General features: G+C 70.7%; 21 protein-coding genes and 1 riboswitch. Of the genes, 11 read left to right on the forward strand and 10 right to left on the reverse strand.

The features are described 5' to 3' along the window. Positions 1 to 1,119, reverse strand: coding sequence for a glycine cleavage system aminomethyltransferase GcvT (gcvT, locus tag ITJ60_RS13460; RefSeq protein ID WP_194648254.1), 1,119 nt, complete (start codon positions 1,117 to 1,119; stop codon positions 1 to 3). A 49-nt stretch (positions 1,120 to 1,168) separates the two neighbouring features. After that, a riboswitch (glycine riboswitch) is annotated at positions 1,169 to 1,274 on the reverse strand. 212 nt (positions 1,275 to 1,486) lie between these two features. On the opposite strand from gcvT, the gene ITJ60_RS13465 reads away from it, so the two are divergent. The 4 genes from ITJ60_RS13465 to ITJ60_RS13480 are packed head-to-tail and all read left to right on the forward strand — an operon-like array spanning position 1,487 to position 3,386. Then, positions 1,487 to 1,861 (forward strand): BlaI/MecI/CopY family transcriptional regulator, encoded by a 375-nt coding sequence (locus ITJ60_RS13465; protein WP_111084962.1) that lies wholly within the window; start codon positions 1,487 to 1,489, stop codon positions 1,859 to 1,861. 13 nt (positions 1,862 to 1,874) lie between these two features. Further along, positions 1,875 to 2,612 (forward strand): M48 family metalloprotease, encoded by a 738-nt coding sequence (locus ITJ60_RS19355; protein ID WP_111084961.1) that lies wholly within the window; start codon positions 1,875 to 1,877, stop codon positions 2,610 to 2,612. Positions 2,613 to 2,652: 40 nt separating this feature from the next. Then, positions 2,653 to 3,135, forward strand: a complete 483-nt coding sequence (locus ITJ60_RS13475; protein WP_123673093.1) for an FBP domain-containing protein — start codon at positions 2,653 to 2,655, stop codon at positions 3,133 to 3,135. Further along, positions 3,132 to 3,386, forward strand: a complete 255-nt coding sequence (locus tag ITJ60_RS13480) for a hypothetical protein (RefSeq protein WP_111084959.1) — start codon at positions 3,132 to 3,134, stop codon at positions 3,384 to 3,386. The genes ITJ60_RS13475 and ITJ60_RS13480 overlap by 4 nt, the downstream gene beginning before the upstream one ends. Before the next feature lie 26 nt (positions 3,387 to 3,412). Here ITJ60_RS13480 and ITJ60_RS13485 read toward each other — a convergent pair whose 3' ends face one another. Continuing rightward, positions 3,413 to 4,297, reverse strand: coding sequence for a LysR substrate-binding domain-containing protein (locus tag ITJ60_RS13485; protein WP_194648255.1), 885 nt, complete (start codon positions 4,295 to 4,297; stop codon positions 3,413 to 3,415). A 68-nt stretch (positions 4,298 to 4,365) separates the two neighbouring features. On the opposite strand from ITJ60_RS13485, the gene ITJ60_RS13490 reads away from it, so the two are divergent. After that, on the forward strand, positions 4,366 to 4,854 hold the full coding sequence (locus ITJ60_RS13490) for a GNAT family N-acetyltransferase (protein ID WP_194648256.1): 489 nt from the start codon (positions 4,366 to 4,368) through the stop codon (positions 4,852 to 4,854). A 29-nt stretch (positions 4,855 to 4,883) separates the two neighbouring features. Next, positions 4,884 to 5,069 carry a hypothetical protein gene (locus ITJ60_RS13495; protein WP_123313312.1) on the forward strand — a complete coding sequence of 62 codons (186 nt, stop codon included), beginning with the start codon at positions 4,884 to 4,886 and terminating at the stop codon, positions 5,067 to 5,069. 30 nt (positions 5,070 to 5,099) lie between these two features. On the opposite strand, the gene ITJ60_RS13500 is transcribed toward ITJ60_RS13495, so the two are convergent. After that, positions 5,100 to 5,840, reverse strand: a complete 741-nt coding sequence (locus ITJ60_RS13500; protein ID WP_194648257.1) for a DUF2087 domain-containing protein — start codon at positions 5,838 to 5,840, stop codon at positions 5,100 to 5,102. A 204-nt stretch (positions 5,841 to 6,044) separates the two neighbouring features. Here ITJ60_RS13500 and ITJ60_RS13505 point away from each other — a divergent pair, with 204 nt between their 5' ends. After that, the gene (locus ITJ60_RS13505) at positions 6,045 to 6,821 is read left to right on the forward strand and encodes a class I SAM-dependent methyltransferase (RefSeq protein WP_194648258.1); all 777 of its coding nucleotides are present in this window, start codon (positions 6,045 to 6,047) and stop codon (positions 6,819 to 6,821) included. A 38-nt stretch (positions 6,822 to 6,859) separates the two neighbouring features. Here the strand turns inward: ITJ60_RS13505 and ITJ60_RS13510 are convergent, their stop codons facing one another. Beyond that, entirely contained in the window at positions 6,860 to 8,047 is a 1,188-nt protein-coding gene (locus tag ITJ60_RS13510) for a MalY/PatB family protein (RefSeq protein WP_228510226.1), read from the reverse strand. A gap of 110 nt (positions 8,048 to 8,157) precedes the next feature. Between ITJ60_RS13510 and ITJ60_RS13515 the strand changes: the two genes are divergently transcribed. Further along, on the forward strand, positions 8,158 to 8,934 hold the full coding sequence (locus ITJ60_RS13515) for an isocitrate lyase/PEP mutase family protein (protein WP_123294130.1): 777 nt from the start codon (positions 8,158 to 8,160) through the stop codon (positions 8,932 to 8,934). 82 nt (positions 8,935 to 9,016) lie between these two features. Here ITJ60_RS13515 and ITJ60_RS13520 read toward each other — a convergent pair whose 3' ends face one another. After that, entirely contained in the window at positions 9,017 to 10,861 is a 1,845-nt protein-coding gene (locus ITJ60_RS13520; RefSeq protein WP_194648260.1) for an amidase family protein, read from the reverse strand. Further along, positions 10,858 to 11,667 carry a hypothetical protein gene (locus tag ITJ60_RS13525; protein WP_194648261.1) on the reverse strand — a complete coding sequence of 270 codons (810 nt, stop codon included), beginning with the start codon at positions 11,665 to 11,667 and terminating at the stop codon, positions 10,858 to 10,860. Before ITJ60_RS13525 ends, ITJ60_RS13520 begins: the two co-directional genes overlap by 4 nt. 137 nt (positions 11,668 to 11,804) lie before the next feature. Here ITJ60_RS13525 and ITJ60_RS13530 point away from each other — a divergent pair, with 137 nt between their 5' ends. Together ITJ60_RS13530 and ITJ60_RS13535 are read left to right on the forward strand one after the other, a co-directional pair. Further along, entirely contained in the window at positions 11,805 to 12,416 is a 612-nt protein-coding gene (locus ITJ60_RS13530; RefSeq protein ID WP_194648262.1) for an HD domain-containing protein, read from the forward strand. Between the two features lie 273 nt (positions 12,417 to 12,689). Beyond that, a complete protein-coding gene (locus ITJ60_RS13535) occupies positions 12,690 to 12,977 on the forward strand; it encodes a hypothetical protein (protein WP_111084949.1) in 288 nt (95 codons plus the stop codon). A gap of 79 nt (positions 12,978 to 13,056) precedes the next feature. Here the strand turns inward: ITJ60_RS13535 and ITJ60_RS13540 are convergent, their stop codons facing one another. Both ITJ60_RS13540 and ITJ60_RS13545 read right to left on the reverse strand, forming a co-directional pair. Then, a complete protein-coding gene (locus ITJ60_RS13540; protein WP_194648263.1) occupies positions 13,057 to 13,299 on the reverse strand; it encodes a hypothetical protein in 243 nt (80 codons plus the stop codon). A gap of 353 nt (positions 13,300 to 13,652) precedes the next feature. Then, positions 13,653 to 14,117 carry a phage tail protein gene (locus ITJ60_RS13545; protein WP_194648264.1) on the reverse strand — a complete coding sequence of 155 codons (465 nt, stop codon included), beginning with the start codon at positions 14,115 to 14,117 and terminating at the stop codon, positions 13,653 to 13,655. A gap of 86 nt (positions 14,118 to 14,203) precedes the next feature. On the opposite strand from ITJ60_RS13545, the gene ITJ60_RS13550 reads away from it, so the two are divergent. After that, positions 14,204 to 14,683, forward strand: a complete 480-nt coding sequence (locus ITJ60_RS13550) for a nucleotidyltransferase domain-containing protein (protein WP_307860881.1) — start codon at positions 14,204 to 14,206, stop codon at positions 14,681 to 14,683. Positions 14,684 to 14,713: 30 nt separating this feature from the next. Here ITJ60_RS13550 and ITJ60_RS13555 read toward each other — a convergent pair whose 3' ends face one another. Both ITJ60_RS13555 and ychF read right to left on the reverse strand, forming a co-directional pair. After that, on the reverse strand, positions 14,714 to 15,103 hold the full coding sequence (locus ITJ60_RS13555; RefSeq protein WP_194648266.1) for a DUF2510 domain-containing protein: 390 nt from the start codon (positions 15,101 to 15,103) through the stop codon (positions 14,714 to 14,716). 29 nt (positions 15,104 to 15,132) lie between these two features. After that, on the reverse strand, positions 15,133 to 16,206 hold the full coding sequence (ychF, locus tag ITJ60_RS13560; RefSeq protein ID WP_194648267.1) for a redox-regulated ATPase YchF: 1,074 nt from the start codon (positions 16,204 to 16,206) through the stop codon (positions 15,133 to 15,135). Positions 16,207 to 16,298 lie beyond the last annotated feature (92 nt).

Raw genomic sequence — 16,298 nt, forward strand, 5'->3', positions numbered from 1 at the left:
TCAGCCTTTCTGAGGACGGCGGTAGAAGGGGAACGCGGTGACGGTGCTGGGGATGGCCGTTCCGCGGACGTCGATGTGCAGGACTTGTCCCTCGGTGGCGAGCGCCGGGTCCACGAAGGCCATCGCGACCGGGTGGCCGAGCGTCGGCGAGAGGGCACCCGAGGTGACGGTGCCGACGACCGTGCCGTCGTGCACCACGTCGTAGCCGGCACGCGGGGCGCGGCGGCCCTCGGTGACGAGCCCGACGAGCACGCGGGCGTCGTTCGACGGCGCGACCCCGGCAGCGCCGACGAAGTCACCGGTCTTCGCGACCACGCGGCCGAGGCCTGCCTGGGCGGGGCGCACGTCGGTGCCGAGCTCGTGTCCGTACAGGGGCATGCCGGCCTCGAGCCGCAGGGTGTCGCGCGCTGCGAGTCCGGCGGGGACGACACCGCGGTCGGCGCCGGCCTCGAGCAGCGCGTCCCAGATCGCCGGGGCGACCTCGGGTGCGCTGTACAGCTCGAAGCCGTCCTCGCCGGTGTACCCGGTGCGGGCGACGAGCACCTCGGAGCCGTCGAACACGGCGTGCAGGGCGCGGTAGTAGCCGAGGTCGTCGAGCGGACTCTCCGGCTGCAGGCGGTCGGCGACGACGAGGGCGTCGAGCGTGCCGGCGGCCGCGGGGCCCTGGATCGCGACGAGTGCGGTGCTGTCCGAGTCGTCCGACACCGCGACGTCGAAGCCGTCGGTGCGCGCGGACAGCGCGGCGACGGCGACCTCGCGGTTCGAGGCGTTCGCGACGACGAGGAACACGTCGTCGTCGGTGCGGTACACGACGAGGTCGTCGAGGATCCCGCCGTCCTCGGCGAGCAGCAGGGAGTACTTCGCGCGGCCGAGTGGCATCGCACCGAACGACCCGGCGAGCGCGTGGTCGAGGAACGCGACGGCGTCCGGACCGGTGACGCCGATCTCGGCCATGTGCGACAGGTCGAAGACCCCGGCCGACTGGCGCACCGCGTGGTGCTCGGCGAGGTCGGACGAGTAGCGCACGGGCATGCGGTACCCGGCGAAGTCGGTGAAGGTCGCACCGGCGGCTTCGTGCGCGGGTTCGAGCGGGGACGAACGCAGTGGCGTCGGACTCATGGCGGAGTTCTCCTGGCATCAGCAGGGCCCGGCGACGATCGCCGGGTGGAACTCCCCCTCTGTCATGGGCCTGAGAGTTTCACCGCGGCCCGTGAGGTCCGGCGGCTTTCACCGTGGGCGAGACGACTGAGCGTCTGCTTTTCAGAGTGGCCTGTCCGCTGCGGTGTGGGACCTGAGAGATTGACGGGGGGATTGCTCCTTCGGTGCCGTGCGCGCGCCCGAGGGCACGATGTGCCCGTGGGCACTGCACGGCGTCTCCCGCGACGGATGAGCGGCCGGTGTGTTCAGTTGTCCGCGCCGAGCATACCGAGACCGCGTTACGAACGTGTGTCGCGTGCCGGCCTTCGACATCTCGTAGAATGCGGGGATGGCCGGACAGCGATCACGCCCCAGGGGGCAGCTCGAGCAAGCGGTGCTCGACGCGCTCCGCTCCGTGACCGACGGCCTCACCGCACGACAGGTGCTCGATGCCTTCCCGGAGCCCCGACCGGCGCTGACCACGGTGCTCACCGTCCTCGACCGGCTCGGCCGCAAGGGGCAGGTGGAGCGGCAGGAGCACGACGACGCCCCGCTGAGCTTCCGTGCCGTGCACAGTCGCGACGAACAGACCGCGTCCCTCATGTCGAGTGCGCTCGCCGCCTCGGCCGACCGTGAAGCAGCGTTGCTGCAGTTCACCGGCTCGCTCGCCTCCGACGACCTCGAGGCCCTGCGCCGCGCCCTCGACGCCCGCGCACGTTCCTGACCGGGGCCGCTCCGTGGTCGTCGCCGGCATCGCGCTCATCGTCCTCGCCCTGCTGGTGGTCGTGTTCGCCCCGAGGGTGCTGACCCGGTCCGCCTGGACCATCGACCGGCCGCGCACCGCCCTGGTGTGCTGGTCGCTCGCGGTGCTGCTCGGCGTCGTCGGGTTCGTCGCCGGCATCGCGCTCGTCGTGCTCGCCGACCGCCCGCTCACCGAGCTCCTCGGCGGTGACGGCTCCCCCACGCACGGCTTCAACGTCGGCGTCGCACTGCTCGCGGTCATCGCGTTCGTCGTCGCCGTGCGCGTCCGGCCCGGGCCCGAGCACGAGGCCGTCCGTCAGGCCATGCGCTCCGGCGTCGCGCCGCACCGCGAGATCGACGGCACCCCGGTGGCCGTCGTGGACGCGGACCACGCCCTGGCCTGCGCGGTGCCCGGGCGGAGCGGCGGGGTGCTGGTCAGCACCGGCTTGGCGGACCGGTTGCGGACGGACGAACTGGAGGCCGTGGTCGCCCACGAGCGCGCCCACCTGACCCAGCACCACGCGGCTGCGGTCGCGGTCGCCGAATCGATCGAGCGTGCGGTCCCGTGGGTGCCCGGTGCGCGCGCCATGGCGCGCTCGACCCGCGTCCTCGTGGAGTTCGCCGCTGACGACGCCGCGGCCCGACGTGTCGGACGCGACGCCCTGCGCCGGGCCGTCCTGGTGGCGGACGAGAGCAGCGCGCTCGGGGCGATCCGGGCCTCCCGTCTGTCCTGAGCGGGCGCGTGTCGGAGGCGAGGCATATGGTGATCGGACCGTGAAGCCACTGACCGAAGCCGACATCCGATCCTCGTTCGTCAACGCCACCCCCGACGAGCTCGAGCAGCTGCCGATCCCCGGCCTGCACGAGATGCTCTGGGACGAGCGCGAGTTCCTGGGCTGGCGCGACCCGCAGGCCGCCCGCCGCGGGTACATCGTGTCCTGGATCGACGACCGCCCCGTGGGCATCATCGTCCGGTCCGCGGGCGGGTCCCTGCGCGCCGGCATCGCCGCGATGTGCTCGTTCTGCCACTCCCCGCAGCCGGCGACGCAGGTGCGGCTGTTCTCGGCTCCCCGTGCGGGCGAGGCCGGGCGCAACGGCAACACGATCGGCACCTACATCTGCGAGGACCTCGGGTGCTCGATGCTCATCCGCACCGCTCCTCCGCACCTCAACCCGCCGGCGACGATCGCGATGCGCGGTGCCTCGCTGCTGCAGCGCGTCCAGAACTTCACCGCGGACATCATGAAGTCGGCGTGAGCCGCTTCGGCACCGCCCGCTGGGCCGTGGTCGAGGAACTCGGCGACGGCCGCTGGCGCCTCACCCTGCGCGACGAGGCCGACGACGAACTCGGTGCGTTCGGCCTCGGGGTCGAGGGGCCGTGGGACCCGGACGTCGAACCCCACGTCGGGTTCGTGCTCGTGCAGCTCGGGCTGACCCTGCGGGGTGCACGGCCGTGGCACGTCGACGAGCTCGGCGACCACCGGGCGCCGGTCCTCGCGCTCGGCTGAGCGGAGCGCTTCCTGCCGGACGTCGCTCAGTCGGCTTCGACGAAGTTCCGCAGGATCTCGCGGTCGTCGTCGGCGCGCATCGCCCACGACAGCTCGCTGCGGTGATCGCTGTCGGTCAGCGGCAGCAGCACGACGGTGTCCGGTGCGGCGAGCGCGGCACTCTCCGGAGCGACGGTCACGCCGAGTCCCGCACCCACCAGGTGCAGGACGGTGGCCCAGGTCGTGGCCTCCTGCACGACCACGGGCCGTCGGCCACCGGCGGTGACCGGGGCGAGGTTCCGCTCGGTCGCGAGCGAACCGGCCACGGCCGGGAAGAACACGAACGGCTCGTCCACGAGCTCGGTGCCGCGGATGGCCGCACGGCCCGCGAGCCGGTGTCCGCGCGGGACCGCCGCGACGAACGCCTCGGTCCGGAACGGCAGCAGCCGCACAGCGGGGTCCGGGTCCGGGTCGCGCACGACGGCCAGGTCCAGCTCGCCCCGCACGATCCGGGCGAGGAGCGTCGACGAGTAGCCCTCGGTCAGGTCCACACGGACCAGCGGGTACCGCGCACGGAACGCCTGCACGCGCTCGATCGGCCCGAGGGGCAGCGCGGAGACGACGAACCCGACGTCGAGCCGGCCGGCCTCACCCCGCCCCACCCGGACCGTCTCGTCGAGGTCACGGCGCACCTGCCCGAGCAGCGACCGCGCACGCCCCTGCAGCGCCTGGCCGGCGGCGGTGAGGGCGACGCTGCGGCTCGTCCGGACGAACAGGTCGACGCCGAGTTCGCGTTCCGTGCGGCGGATCTGCTGGGACAGCGCGGGCTGTGCGATGCGGAGGCGCTCTGCAGCGCGCCCGAAGTGCAGTTCGTCCGCCACTGCCAGGAACGCGCGAAGCTGACGGAGGTCGACGTCCGGATCCCGATCCATGCACGCAGCCTATCGATCGAAGCGAACGAGTATTGGACGCGACCTCATCGGGATCGGAGGATGGACGCATGCCCGAAGCGATCTCCACCGTCACCATCGCCGACCTCGCCACCCCCGCCGATGCCGAGGCGTTCCGCGTCCTCAACGAGGCCTGGATCACGCAGTTCTTCGCGCTCGAGGACGAGGACCGCAAGTTCCTCGGCGACCCCGTCGGTCACGTCGTCGAGCCCGGCGGCGCCGTGTTCGTCGCACGACTCGACGACCAGGTGATCGGGTGCATCGGCATCGTCCCGACGACGCCGGGGGTGTTCGAGCTCGTGAAGATGGCCGTCGCTCCGGGGCACCAGGGGCACGGCACCGGTCGGAAGCTCATCGCCACTGCACTCGACCGCGCCCGGGAGCTCGGTGCGCAGCGGGTCGACCTCGAGAGCAACGCGCAGCTGGCCAGCGCCGTGCACCTGTACGAGGCGTTCGGCTTCCGGCACCTGCGCGACGACGAGCTCATGCCGAGCCCGTACGTCCGCGCCGACGTGCACATGACGCTCGAACTGCGCTGAGGGCAGAGCCGTTTCGGTACGCTCGCGACATGGCGACGTACGAGGTGCAGGCGGTCCGTGAGCGCGGCGCGTGGCAGGTGTTCATCGACGGCTTCATGGTCACCGAGGTCGACCGCTGGCCGGCCGTCGGCTTCGTCGCCCGCGAGATCCTGGCGATGGACCGCACCGACGACCTGCAGATCCGCGTCGTCGGGCGCAACCAGTACATCGACTGACCCGGGCGCTCACGAGGCTACGAGGCGACCTCAGCGCGAGCAGCGACCTCCTGCAGCACGCGCGTGCGTCACATCGATCTCAAGCTCGAACGACTCAGGCTCGCGCTCGTTCATCAACGCGAGCCAGTCTCGGGCCATGACCTCGATCTCGCGCTCACGCTTCGCCTGTGTCCGGACGACGCCGTCGATCGAGATGACCCAGTACTTCGCGGAGCGTTCAGCACGGACGACGTGACGGCTCACCGTCGCCTCTTCCTTGGCGCACACCTTGGGCATGCGCTTGTACGCACTTCCGGCACGATCTCGATCGACGAGCCCGGCGTCGACCAGGTACCGGCGGAGTGCCGCAGAGTCGTCATGGAACGCGCTGAGCCGCGCGTTGACCGCTTGCTCACTGAGCGTCTCTCCCTCTTCCAGCGCCTGGTCGGCCACCCACCGCAGGAGCTCCATCCGATCTGACGGGCGTGCCGGGTACTGCACGATCCGCCCATCACGCACGAACCGGCCGATGCCATCCGGTTTGTCGTGAGCTCGGGCGCGCAGCGCGCTGGAGAAAGGATCGCTGCGCGCGACCAGCACGCCGTCTTCCTCTTCGATGAGCCCGACGCGGCGCAGCGCTTCCACCGCTCGTCGAGTCCGTGCCGACTGCTGAACCGTCGGGTCCACGATCGGCGCACGCTCGAGCACGACCTCCGAGTACACGCGTCGCATGTCGTCATTGGCAAGAGCAGCGAAGATCGGCCGCCAATCAGCCGCAGACTCCGTGGTCATCAGAACTCTTCTCCTGCCGCTCGGCATCCGGACGCTGCAAGGTCACAGCCACTCAGGATCGTGCCTTCAAGTCTCCGGACGAGTCTTCCGCACCGAAATCCGATCGGTCAAGTTGCAGATGGCGATATATCCAGCCCACCTCGGACTCACGTCGGGGATCACCGGTGTTCGTTCCTGCTCCGTCTCGAAGCCAAGATGGACGGCATGAGCACCACCACGTTCGACGACCTGATCGCGATCGGCGAAGCCGCCGACGTCACCGGCTGGGACTTCTCGTGGCTCGACGGCCGCGCCACCGAGGAACGCCCGCCGTGGGGCTACGCGAAGCTCCTCGGCGAGCGACTCGGTCGCCTCGCCGGGGTCTCCGGCACCGCGAGCCTCGACGTGCAGACCGGCGGTGGTGAGGTCCTCGCCGAGGCGCCGGCGTTCCCGGCCACCGCGGTCGCGACGGAGTCCTGGGCGCCGAACGTCGCCACCGCCACACGGCACCTGCACCCGCGCGGCGTGGTCGTCGTCGCCGACCTGGACGAGCCGCCGCTGCCCTTCGCCGACGGCGCCTTCGACCTCGTGACGAGCCGGCACCCCGCTGCGATCCACTGGGACGAGATCACCCGGGTCCTTGCTCCCGGCGGCACGTACTTCGCCCAGCACGTCGGCCCGGCGAGCGTCTTTGAGCTGATCGAGTTCTTCCTCGGCCCGAAGCCCGTCGAGCGGCGCGGACGGCACCACGACGACGAGGCCGACGCAGCACGCGCCGCCGGACTCGAGGTCGTCGAGCTGCGGACGGCGCGGACCCGGATCGAGATCCACGACGTCGCCGCGGTCGTCTACCTGCTCCGGAAGGTGATCTGGTGGGTGCCCGACTTCACCGTCGAGCGGTACCGCGACCGCCTGCTCGACCTGCACGACCTGATCCAGCGGGACGGACCGTTCGTGGCGCACTCGACGCGCCACCTGATCGAGGCGCGCCGACCCACCTGAGCCGACCCGTGCCTCCTGGACGCATCACCGTCACGCGCTCACGCGACGTGCCAGACCAGCCCCTCCTGCGCACTCGACGGGTACGCCGAGGCGATGCGGAACACGGCCTCGCGCAGCGTCTCCGGTGAGCACGCCAGGTTGAGGCGGACGAACCCGCGCCCCTCGCTCCCGAACCCGAGCCCGGAGTTCAGCGCGACGTAGGCGTTCTCGCGCAGTGGAACGGCCGGGTCGTCGCCGAGCCCGATCCCCCGGAAGTCGAGCCACGCCAGGTACCCGGCGCGCGGCCGCGTGTAGACGACGCCGGGCAGGTGCTCGGCGAGGAGCTTCGCGAGCAGCCGGTCGTTGGCCACGATCCGGGACACCACGTCGTCGAGCCAGGTGGTCCCGACGGTGAACGCGGCGAGGTTCGCGTGCAGCCCGAGGATGCTCGTGCGGCAGGCGACCTCTTCCCACAGCGTGTCGAGGAGTGCGGCGGTGCGGTCGTCACCGGCGACGATGATCGAGCACTTCACGCCTGCGAGGTTCCATCCCTTGCTCGCCGACGTCACGCAGACGCTGCGGGCTCCGACGGACTCGGCGACGGCCGCGAACGGGGTGAACTGCACGCCCGGGTGGGTCAACGGTGCGTGGATCTCGTCGCTGATGACGAGCACGTCGTACTTCGCCGCGAGTTCGGCGATCGCGAGCAGGTCGGCGCGGTCGTGCACGAGGCCGACGGGGTTGTGCGGGTTGCAGAGCAGGAAGACGCCGACCCCGCTCGCGAACGCCCGCTCGAGTCCCTCGAGGTCGAGTCGGTACTGCCCCCACTGCTCGAGCAGCGGGACCTCTTCCACCTGACATCGGGCCTCGTCGACGAGCTCGAAGAACGGCGGGTACACCGGCGGCGTGATCGCGACGCGACCGCCGTCGGGCAGCGCGAGCCGTAGCGACTCGACGATCCCCACGCTGACGTCGGTGGCCAGGTGGATGCGGGACGGATCGATCTCCCAGCCCCAGCGGTCGAGCGCGAACTGCGCGAACGCGGGCGCGAGTGGCCCGGGTCCGTCGAGGTAGCCGAGGTCCGACTGCGACACGCGCTCGATCAGGGCCTGCCGGATCTCCGGCGCAACGTCGTGGTCCATCTCGGCGACGAACAGGGGCAGCACGTCGGGCGCGTACCGCGTCCACTTGATGCTCGTACGGACCCCGCGGAGCGTGCCGACCGGGTCCTGCTCGTCGCTCGCCATGCGTCCCAGCATGCACCGACCGGGAGGCCCGGCGCGAGCCCGCCTGTCATCCAGCGTCGTCTTCCGCGCACCCTGGGACGCGGGGCGTCGCCCCGCCTACTGTCGGTCCCATGAGCACGAGCACCGCCGACAAGGCCACCACCCTCAAGCAGCTGCACGAAGCCCCGGAGATCCTCCGCGTCGTGAACGTGTGGGACGCGATCACCGCGAAGGTCGTCAGCGACCTGCCCGGCACGAAGGCGATCGCCACCGCCGGGCACTCGATCGCCGCGTCGTACGGGTACGAGGACGGCGGGATGCCCCTCGACCTCGCGCTGTCGGGTGCCGCGATCGTGGCCGCCGCGACCGACCTGCCGGTCACCGCAGACCTCGACGACGGCTACGAGGACCCGGCTGAGACCATTCGCCGCGCGATCGGCTCCGGCATCGTCGGCGCCAACGTCGAGGACCGCCTGCGTCCCTTCGACGAGGCCGTCGCCCGGGTCGCCGCGATCACGGCCGCTGCCCAGGCCGAGGGCGTCGACTTCCAGCTGAACGCCCGCACCGACGCGATCGCCCGCGGCGGCGACCGTCCGATCGACGAGAGCATCGCGGACGCCATCGCACGCGGCAAGGCGTTCCTCGACAACGGCGCCGCGCTCGTCTTCGTGCCCGGCGCGATCCAGCGCGACGTCGTGGAGCAGCTCGTCGCGGGCCTCGGCCGCGGCAAGCTGTCGGTCATCGGTCTGCCGGGAGCCCTGCCCGCCGCCGAGTACGAGGCCCTCGGCGTCGCCCGCATCTCGTACGGTCCGCTCACGCAGCGCGTCGCGCTGCGGGCGCTCCGCGACCTGGCGACCGACCTGTACGCCGACGGCGTCGTGCCGGAGGACACCCCGACCCTGAACTGACGGAGCAGACGGACGGGAGGCCCCGTGCCAGCTGGCACCGGGCCTCCCGTCTGCATGTGGTCGCGATCGCGACCCGCTCAGCTCAGCCGAGCGCCGGGTACAGCGCGGGCGTGGTGCGCGCCTTCGTCTCCTGCTCGAAGGCGTAGCCGAGGCCGATCAGCGTGCTCTCGTCGAACGAGCGGCCGAGGAACTCAAGGTTCACGCCGGCGCCGGTGATCGTGCCGTCGGCCGCGGTCGCCTGCCCCATCGGGACGGTGATCGCCGGCATGCCGGTGTTCGGGCTCAGACGCATGTTCGTCGACTGCGTGCCGTAGGGCGTGCCCGACGGGTAGATGAGCGAGTCGAGGTCCTGGTCGTCGAGCATCTGGGTGACGAGCAGCTTGCCGGTGGCGAGCTGCGTCGTGTGCGACCCCGTCGGCCCGGCCCACGCCTGGTACTGCGCGTCGGTGATCAGGTCGCGGGACTCGTAGGTCGACTTGCGGCTCGGCACGTACTCGCCCGAGGCCAGGATGCCCTGCAGCGACCGGGCGGTCACGTCGGGGTCGAGGTGCTTCGCGACGTACTCGTCCAGGTCGTGCTTGAACTCGTTGGTGCTGCCGCTGCCCTCGGACAGGACCCGGTTGAACGCCGTCGTCGCGGTGATCGGGACGACGGTCGCGCCAGCGGCCTCGAGCTTCGCGACGGACGCGTCGAACAGTCGCTTGGCCGTGGCGTTCGTGCCGACCATCGACGTGACGTAGCCGATGCGGGCGCCGTCGAGCGAGTCGGCGTCGAGCGAGGACGTGTACGAGGTCGGCACCTTGCCGGACTGGGCGCTCGTGACGGGGTCGGCCGCGTCCACGCCGGTGACGGCGTCGAGCGCGACGGCCGCGTCGGTCACCGAGCGGGCGATGGGCCCGCCGGTGTCCTGCGACAGTGCGAGCGGGATGATGCCGTCGCGGCTGGCCAGACCGACCGTCGGGCGGATGCCGACGAGCTGGTTGTACGTCGACGGGATGCGGATCGAGCCCCCGGTGTCGGTACCGAACCCGATGCCGGCGAGGTTCGCCGCGATCGCCGCACCGGTACCACCGCTGGAGCCACCGGCGGTCTGCGCCGTGTTGTACGGGCTGGCGACCAGAAGGGACGAACCGGCGGGCTGGTTCGACGAGAACTCCGAGACGAAGCCGTAGGCGAACTCGTCGAGGCTGGCCTTGGCGAGGATCACCGCACCGGCGCCGCGCAGTCCGGCGACCATCGTGGCGTCGGTGTCGGTCTGGTTGTCGTCCCAGCAGCCGCAGCCGCCCGTGGTCGGCATGTCCTTGGTGTCGTAGTTGTCCTTCACCGCGATCGGCACGCCGAGCAGCATGCTCGTCATGCCGTGCTCGGCACGCTCGGTGTCCGCCGTCTTCGCTGCAGCGAGGGCCTCGGCGTTCGTCGTGACGATCGAGTTGAGCGCGCGGCCGGTCGACGCGGAGTCGACCTTCGTGCGGTCGTACGCGGCGATGCGGTCGAGGTAGTCCTGCGTGATGGCGACCGAGGTGGTGACCCCGGCGTTCATCGCGGCCTGCATGTCGATGGTGGACGCCTCGACGAGCGTGAACGGACCGTCGTCGTAGATCATCCGCTGGGACAGAGCCGCGACGTCCGCGACGGTGATCGTGCCATCGGCGTCGGAGTCCGCGGCGCTGACCGTCGCCCAGTCACCGCTGGCGCTTGTCGCACCGAGGTGCTCGGTGAGCACCGCGAGGTCGGCCTTCGTGACCTGGTCGTCGCCGGTCAGGTCGAGGTCCGTGTAGTACGGCGCGAGCATCGCTGCTGGGCTGGCGTCCACGGCTGCCGGTGCTGCTGCGGCGGTGATCGCGGGGGTCGCGGCGAGGACGGTGCCGACGAGGGCGATGAGCGAGGCGCCGGCGACGGCCGTGCGCTTCCGGCTGGTGGCGGTCATTCGGCTGCTCCGGTGCGCTCGCGGCGGGCGCGGCGCGCACGCAGGGTGATCAGGGTCCCGCCGGCGGCGAGGAGGGCCAGCGACGCGGCGATCCACGGCGCGACGTCGACGCCGGTCCAGGCGAGTTCTCCGCCGGTCGGACGGTCGCCACCGGCTGCGCCCACGGCGGTGGCGCCGCTGGTCGGGCCGGCGGTGGTCGTCGGGTCGGGGTCGCCCGCGCCGGTGCCCGGGTCGGCCGTGGCGGTGGCGCCCGGGGTGGGCGTGCCCGTCGGGGTGGGCGTCGGCGTGGCCGTCGCCGCTGCAGCGATCGAGATCGTGGTGCTCGCCGGGTCGGTCAGGGTCGTCGAGGTGCCGTCGGAGCCGACGAGCGTGATGCTCGTGACCGCCAGGTCGACGCTGCCCGGCGCGGTCGGCGTCAGGCCGATCGAGGCAGCGAGGTCGCCGCTGAGTGCCGGGGACGTCCCGAGGCGGGTGTGCACGATCGTCAGGGCGTCGCCGTCCTGCTCGACGCTGTCGAAGCCGCCGTCGGGACCGGTGACGCTGTCCTCCACGTACGACACGGAGTCCGCATCGGTGTCGAGGGTGATCTCGTAGGCGTAGACGTCGGTCGTCGCCGGGATCGTCAGGTCCACGTCGAACGCGGTGCCGACGGTCGCGGTGGTGGGGGCGTCGATGGTCGCGGTCGTCGCGGTCGGTGCTGCCTGGGCCGGCGAGGCGGTCAGGGCGGCGAGGCCGATCGCCCCGGCGGCGACGAGTGTCGAGGACACGATCGTCGCGCGAGGGCGCAGCCGGAGGCGGTGCTGCATGGGTGCAGGTCCTTCGGGAGGAGGTCGGGTGCTGAGCGGGTACTCAGTGATCCGAAAGCTAACGGTGCGCTGTTTCCGGCTCGGGCCCGGCACGTTTCCGCGCCGTTACGGCTCCGCCGCACCGCTACTGTCGTGCCATGCCGCTCGACGTCGAAGCCCTGCTCACCCCGCCCTCCCCCGTCGCCGCACGGGCGTTGGACGTCGTCCGCACCTGGTCGTCCCCCGCGCTGGTGAACCACTGCCTGCGCTCGTGGGCGTGGGCCGTCCTGCTCGCACCGACCGTCGACCTCGAGCCGGACCGTGAACTGCTCTTCGTCGCCACAATGCTGCACGACCTCGGCGTGACACCGTCGTTCGACGCCCACGCCGTGCCGTTCGAAGACGCCGGCGGCGCCATGGGCTCCGTCTTCGCCCTCGGCGCCGGGTGGGACGCAGCCCGCGCTCGACGCGTCGGTGAGGTCATCGAGCGGCACATGTGGACCTCCGTCGACCCCGCGGTCGACGTGGAGGGGCACCTGCTCGAGGTCGCCACCTCGCTCGACGTCTCCGGTGCCGGGTTCTCCAGGTGGTCCACGGAGGACCTGCACGCGGTCGCCACGGCACTGCCCCGCCTCGGGTTCTCCGGCGCGTTCGACGAGCTCATCCACGCGCAGGCTTCGCGCAAGCCGTCCTCGGCAGCTGCTCGGCTCGACGGCTCCGGCAACGTGGCTGCAGGTGGCGCGCGATGGGACGCGTTCCTGGCGTCCTGAACCGTGTTCCTGGTCTGCGCTGGACTTCTGCGCTTCGGGTGCGTATAGTTCTTTGTTGGTGCACTGCAGCGAACCCATCTGACTCGCGCACACCAACGTCTCGAGACCGACTCACCCGAGTCGCATTCCAACCGAGACCACCGCTTGATCCGAACGGATCAGCAGCACGTTGAAACTCGACGTGCGCGCCCCGCACTCGATGCGTCGCGCCGGACTGAGACGTCCGCCGACACCGAGTCGCCCTGGCGCCGAATGACCAGGAAGTACAGCACCATGACCAGCAACGAACGAATCACCGTGTTCGGGACCGCGCTCGCGGCCCCGACGATCACCCCTGACCGCATCGCCGAGTTCCCCGTGCGTGACGACCGCTCGCAGCGCGAGTACCTCGTCCGCATCGCGGCCGACGACCTGCAGACCTTCGTCACCCGCGGCACCCGTCTGGACGCCGTCGGCGAAGCCGGCTGGACCGTCCCGGGCCGCTCCTGGGCCGGCGAGGCCAGCCGAACCCTGCTGCAGGCACAGTCCGTGCACGCAGGCGACATGGCCCTCGCGGCCTAGGCTCCACCAGGACGAACGCGAAGCGCCGCCGGGCTGTCCCGGCGGCGCTTCGTCGTACCTGCGACCGGCCGTGCGACGGTCATCCACCTCGACGGGCCGCAGCGACGACCTGCGATGCCGCACCGAGCACGCCGGGCACGATCGCTGCGAGCGCTCCGACGGTGTGACCGGCCGAGATGAGGATCGCCCCCGCGATGAGCGCTCCGACGGTGAGCACCTGCGCACCGATGACACCCGTCAGGACGGCGACTGCCTCCGCTCTGCTCAGACGCTCGACGGCGTCAGCAGCGACCGCTTCGGAGCGGAGGTGGCAGCCGATCATCCGCTCGGCCGCTCCCGGAACGAGCTGCTCGTACTCGGCAAGGACACGCGGGGACGCTACCGGTCCACTGAACATCTCCGTTGCAGCGATGTTGAGGACGCTCGCGTCCGCCTCTCCTCGGCTGCCGCTCGCTGTGCTGCTGACGCCCGCTTCTCGTTCAGCAGCAACCGCATCGCCCGCGCTCGGGAGCTGTCGCCCGTGAACCCGACGTACAGGCCGTGCATCACCGCAGTCTTCACCAGAGTCGCCGTCATAGCCCATGCCCTGCCCTTCATCACCGGTTCGTGGTGACCAGGGTCGATCAGCGTGGCCTGCCGTACCAAACATTTTGCATGCACGGCTGCTTCGCGACGTCAGTACTCGCCCTTCACGACGAAGAACGAGCCGCGGATCGTGCCGGCGAGCTTCGACTTCTGCCGGGCGAACTTGAACTTGTCGGCGAGTTCCTCGGGCACCTCCATGCCGTCGGAGAGCTTGAAGCCGACCGCACGCTTGCCGCCCGGTTCGAGCGTGTAGAGCACGTTGATCGCCAGACCGGACTCGTAGAACACGTACGTCCAGCGCACGCCGTCGACCAGGGCTTCCGTGGCTTCGAGCGGTGGCGACGCGATGACCAGCCCGCGCTCCTCCTCGAGGACCCGCCGCACGTATGCGACCAGGTCCGGCACGTCAGCTGCGGCGTGCGTGGTGAACACGTGGTCGTACTTGTTCGCGAAGTACCGCGCCTCGTTGGCTCGGAGCCCGGCGAGTGCGTCGGCGACCGGCGAGGACTCCAGACCCACCGTGGACACGTTCACGAAGTCGACGACGTACGACATGGGGCCTCCTCGGGCGCTCGGACGGTCTGAATCTAGCCCCTCGACTCCCTCCCGAAGCCGACGCGATCCACCTACAGTCGATGATCGTGGTGGAAGCGACGACGCGAATCGACCGCGCAGCGGAACTCATCCGTGCTGCGCGCGAGGACATCGGGTTCTCGCGGGCCGACCTCGCCGAAGTCGCGGGAGTGGAGTTTCCGGAGCTTTCCGAATACGAGAGCGGACGGAGCCGACCCCGCCCGGAGTCTCTCGAGCGCATCCTCACTGCTGCTCGCACCCGACCGAGCATTCCGCTCGCGGTCTTCGCGGACACGATCCTCGACGAGGCGAAGCGCTTCCACATCGAGAACGTCCGCGTCTTCGGATCGGCGGTTCGAGGTCACGACACCGAGCACAGCGACATCGACCTCTTGGTCAGCTTGACGCCCGTGGCCTCGCTGTTCGACCTCGGCGGATTCGCCCACGTGGTCGAGCGCATCACCGGTTTCGAAGTCGACGTCCTCACCGATGACGTCGGGGAGGACGAGCACTTCGCACACGTCCTCTACGAAGCTGTGCCGCTCTGACCGTGCGCGCCATCGGCCGGTCCTGGGTGCTCAGTTGATCCGCTCGAACACCATGGTCGCCTGCAGTCGGTCTCCGCCACCGAACCCAGTACTGCCCGACGAGGCCGTCGTGATCGTGTGCAGCCGGTAGCCGAGCGCAGCCTGCGCATTGATCGCCTTCTCCAGCTCGGTGAGGTTGCCGGACCCCGTCCCGAAGAACTTCTCCCGCAGGACCACCTGCAGGACGACGTAGCTCATGCCGTTCTGCGCCGGACGAGGCTGTCCGCCCGCCGCGGCTTCCGCTTGGATACGGTCGATCACTCCGCCGATACCGGGCGCGCCAGGTGCCTTCGGCTGCACCTGCTCCGTCCACGCCGAACCATCCCACCACCGCATGGTGCCGGAACCGTCGTCGTACCAACCTGCCTGTGGGTTCGTCATGCGCTCATCCTGGCGCACCCACGGCGGGGTCAGTTGTTGAAGCGGAACTCCACCACGTCGCCGTCCTGCATGACGTAGTCCTTGCCCTCGATGCGGGCCTTGCCGGCAGCGCGGGCCTCGGCGATGGAGCCGGTCTCGACCAGGTCGCCGAACGAGATGACCTCCGCCTTGATGAAGCCCTTCTCGAAGTCGGTGTGGATGACGCCGGCAGCCTGGGGCGCCTTCCACCCCTTGCCGATCGTCCACGCACGGGCTTCCTTCGGACCGGCCGTCAGGTAGGTCTGCAGCCCGAGGGTGTTGAAGCCGATGCGTGCGAGCTGGTCGAGGCCGGACTCGGTCTGGCCGGTCGACTCGAGCAGCTCGGCGGCGTCGGCGGGGTCGAGGTCGATGAGCTCCGACTCGACCTGGGCGTCGAGGAAGACAGCCTGGGCCGGGGCGACGAGCGCGGCTAGCTCAGCCTTGCGGGCGTCGTCGGTCAGGATCGCCTCGTCGACGTTGAACACGAAGATGAAGGGCTTGGCGGACAGGAGTCCGAGCTCGGCGATCGGCGCGAGGTCGATCTTCGTCGCGGACAGCAGGGTGCCCTGCTCGAGCGCGGCACGGGCCTCGCGAGCGGTCTCGAGCACGATCGGCTCGGCCTGCTTGAGCTTCACGGTCTTCTCGTACCGCGGGAGCGCCTTGTCGATCGTCTCCATGTCGGCGAGGATCAGCTCGGTGTTGATGACCTCGAGGTCGTCCTTCGGGGACACCTTGTTCGCGACGTGCACGACGTCGTCGTCGGTGAAGCCGCGGACGACCTGCGCGATGGCGTCGGCCTCACGGATGTTGGCGAGGAACTTGTTGCCGAGCCCTTCACCCTCGCTCGCACCCTTGACGATGCCGGCGATGTCGACGAAGGACACCGGCGCGGGCACGGTCTTCTCCGAGTGGAAGAGCTCGGCGAGCCGGTCGAGCCGCGAGTCGGGCAGGTTCACCACCCCGACGTTCGGCTCGATCGTCGCGAACGGGTAGTTCGCGGCGAGGACCTGGTTCTTGGTCAGGGCGTTGAACAGGGTCGACTTGCCGACGTTCGGGAGACCGACGATTCCGATGGTGAGAGCCACGGAAGAAGAGCCTACCGGCGGCGGCCCGCCGGAGCCGACCCGGGCCTCCAGTCCGTCCGTCAGAACCGGCGCGAGCCGGTCGTGGCAGCGTG

It is taken from the genome of Curtobacterium sp. VKM Ac-2884 (assembly GCF_015350945.1).
Taxonomy (GTDB): domain Bacteria; phylum Actinomycetota; class Actinomycetes; order Actinomycetales; family Microbacteriaceae; genus Curtobacterium.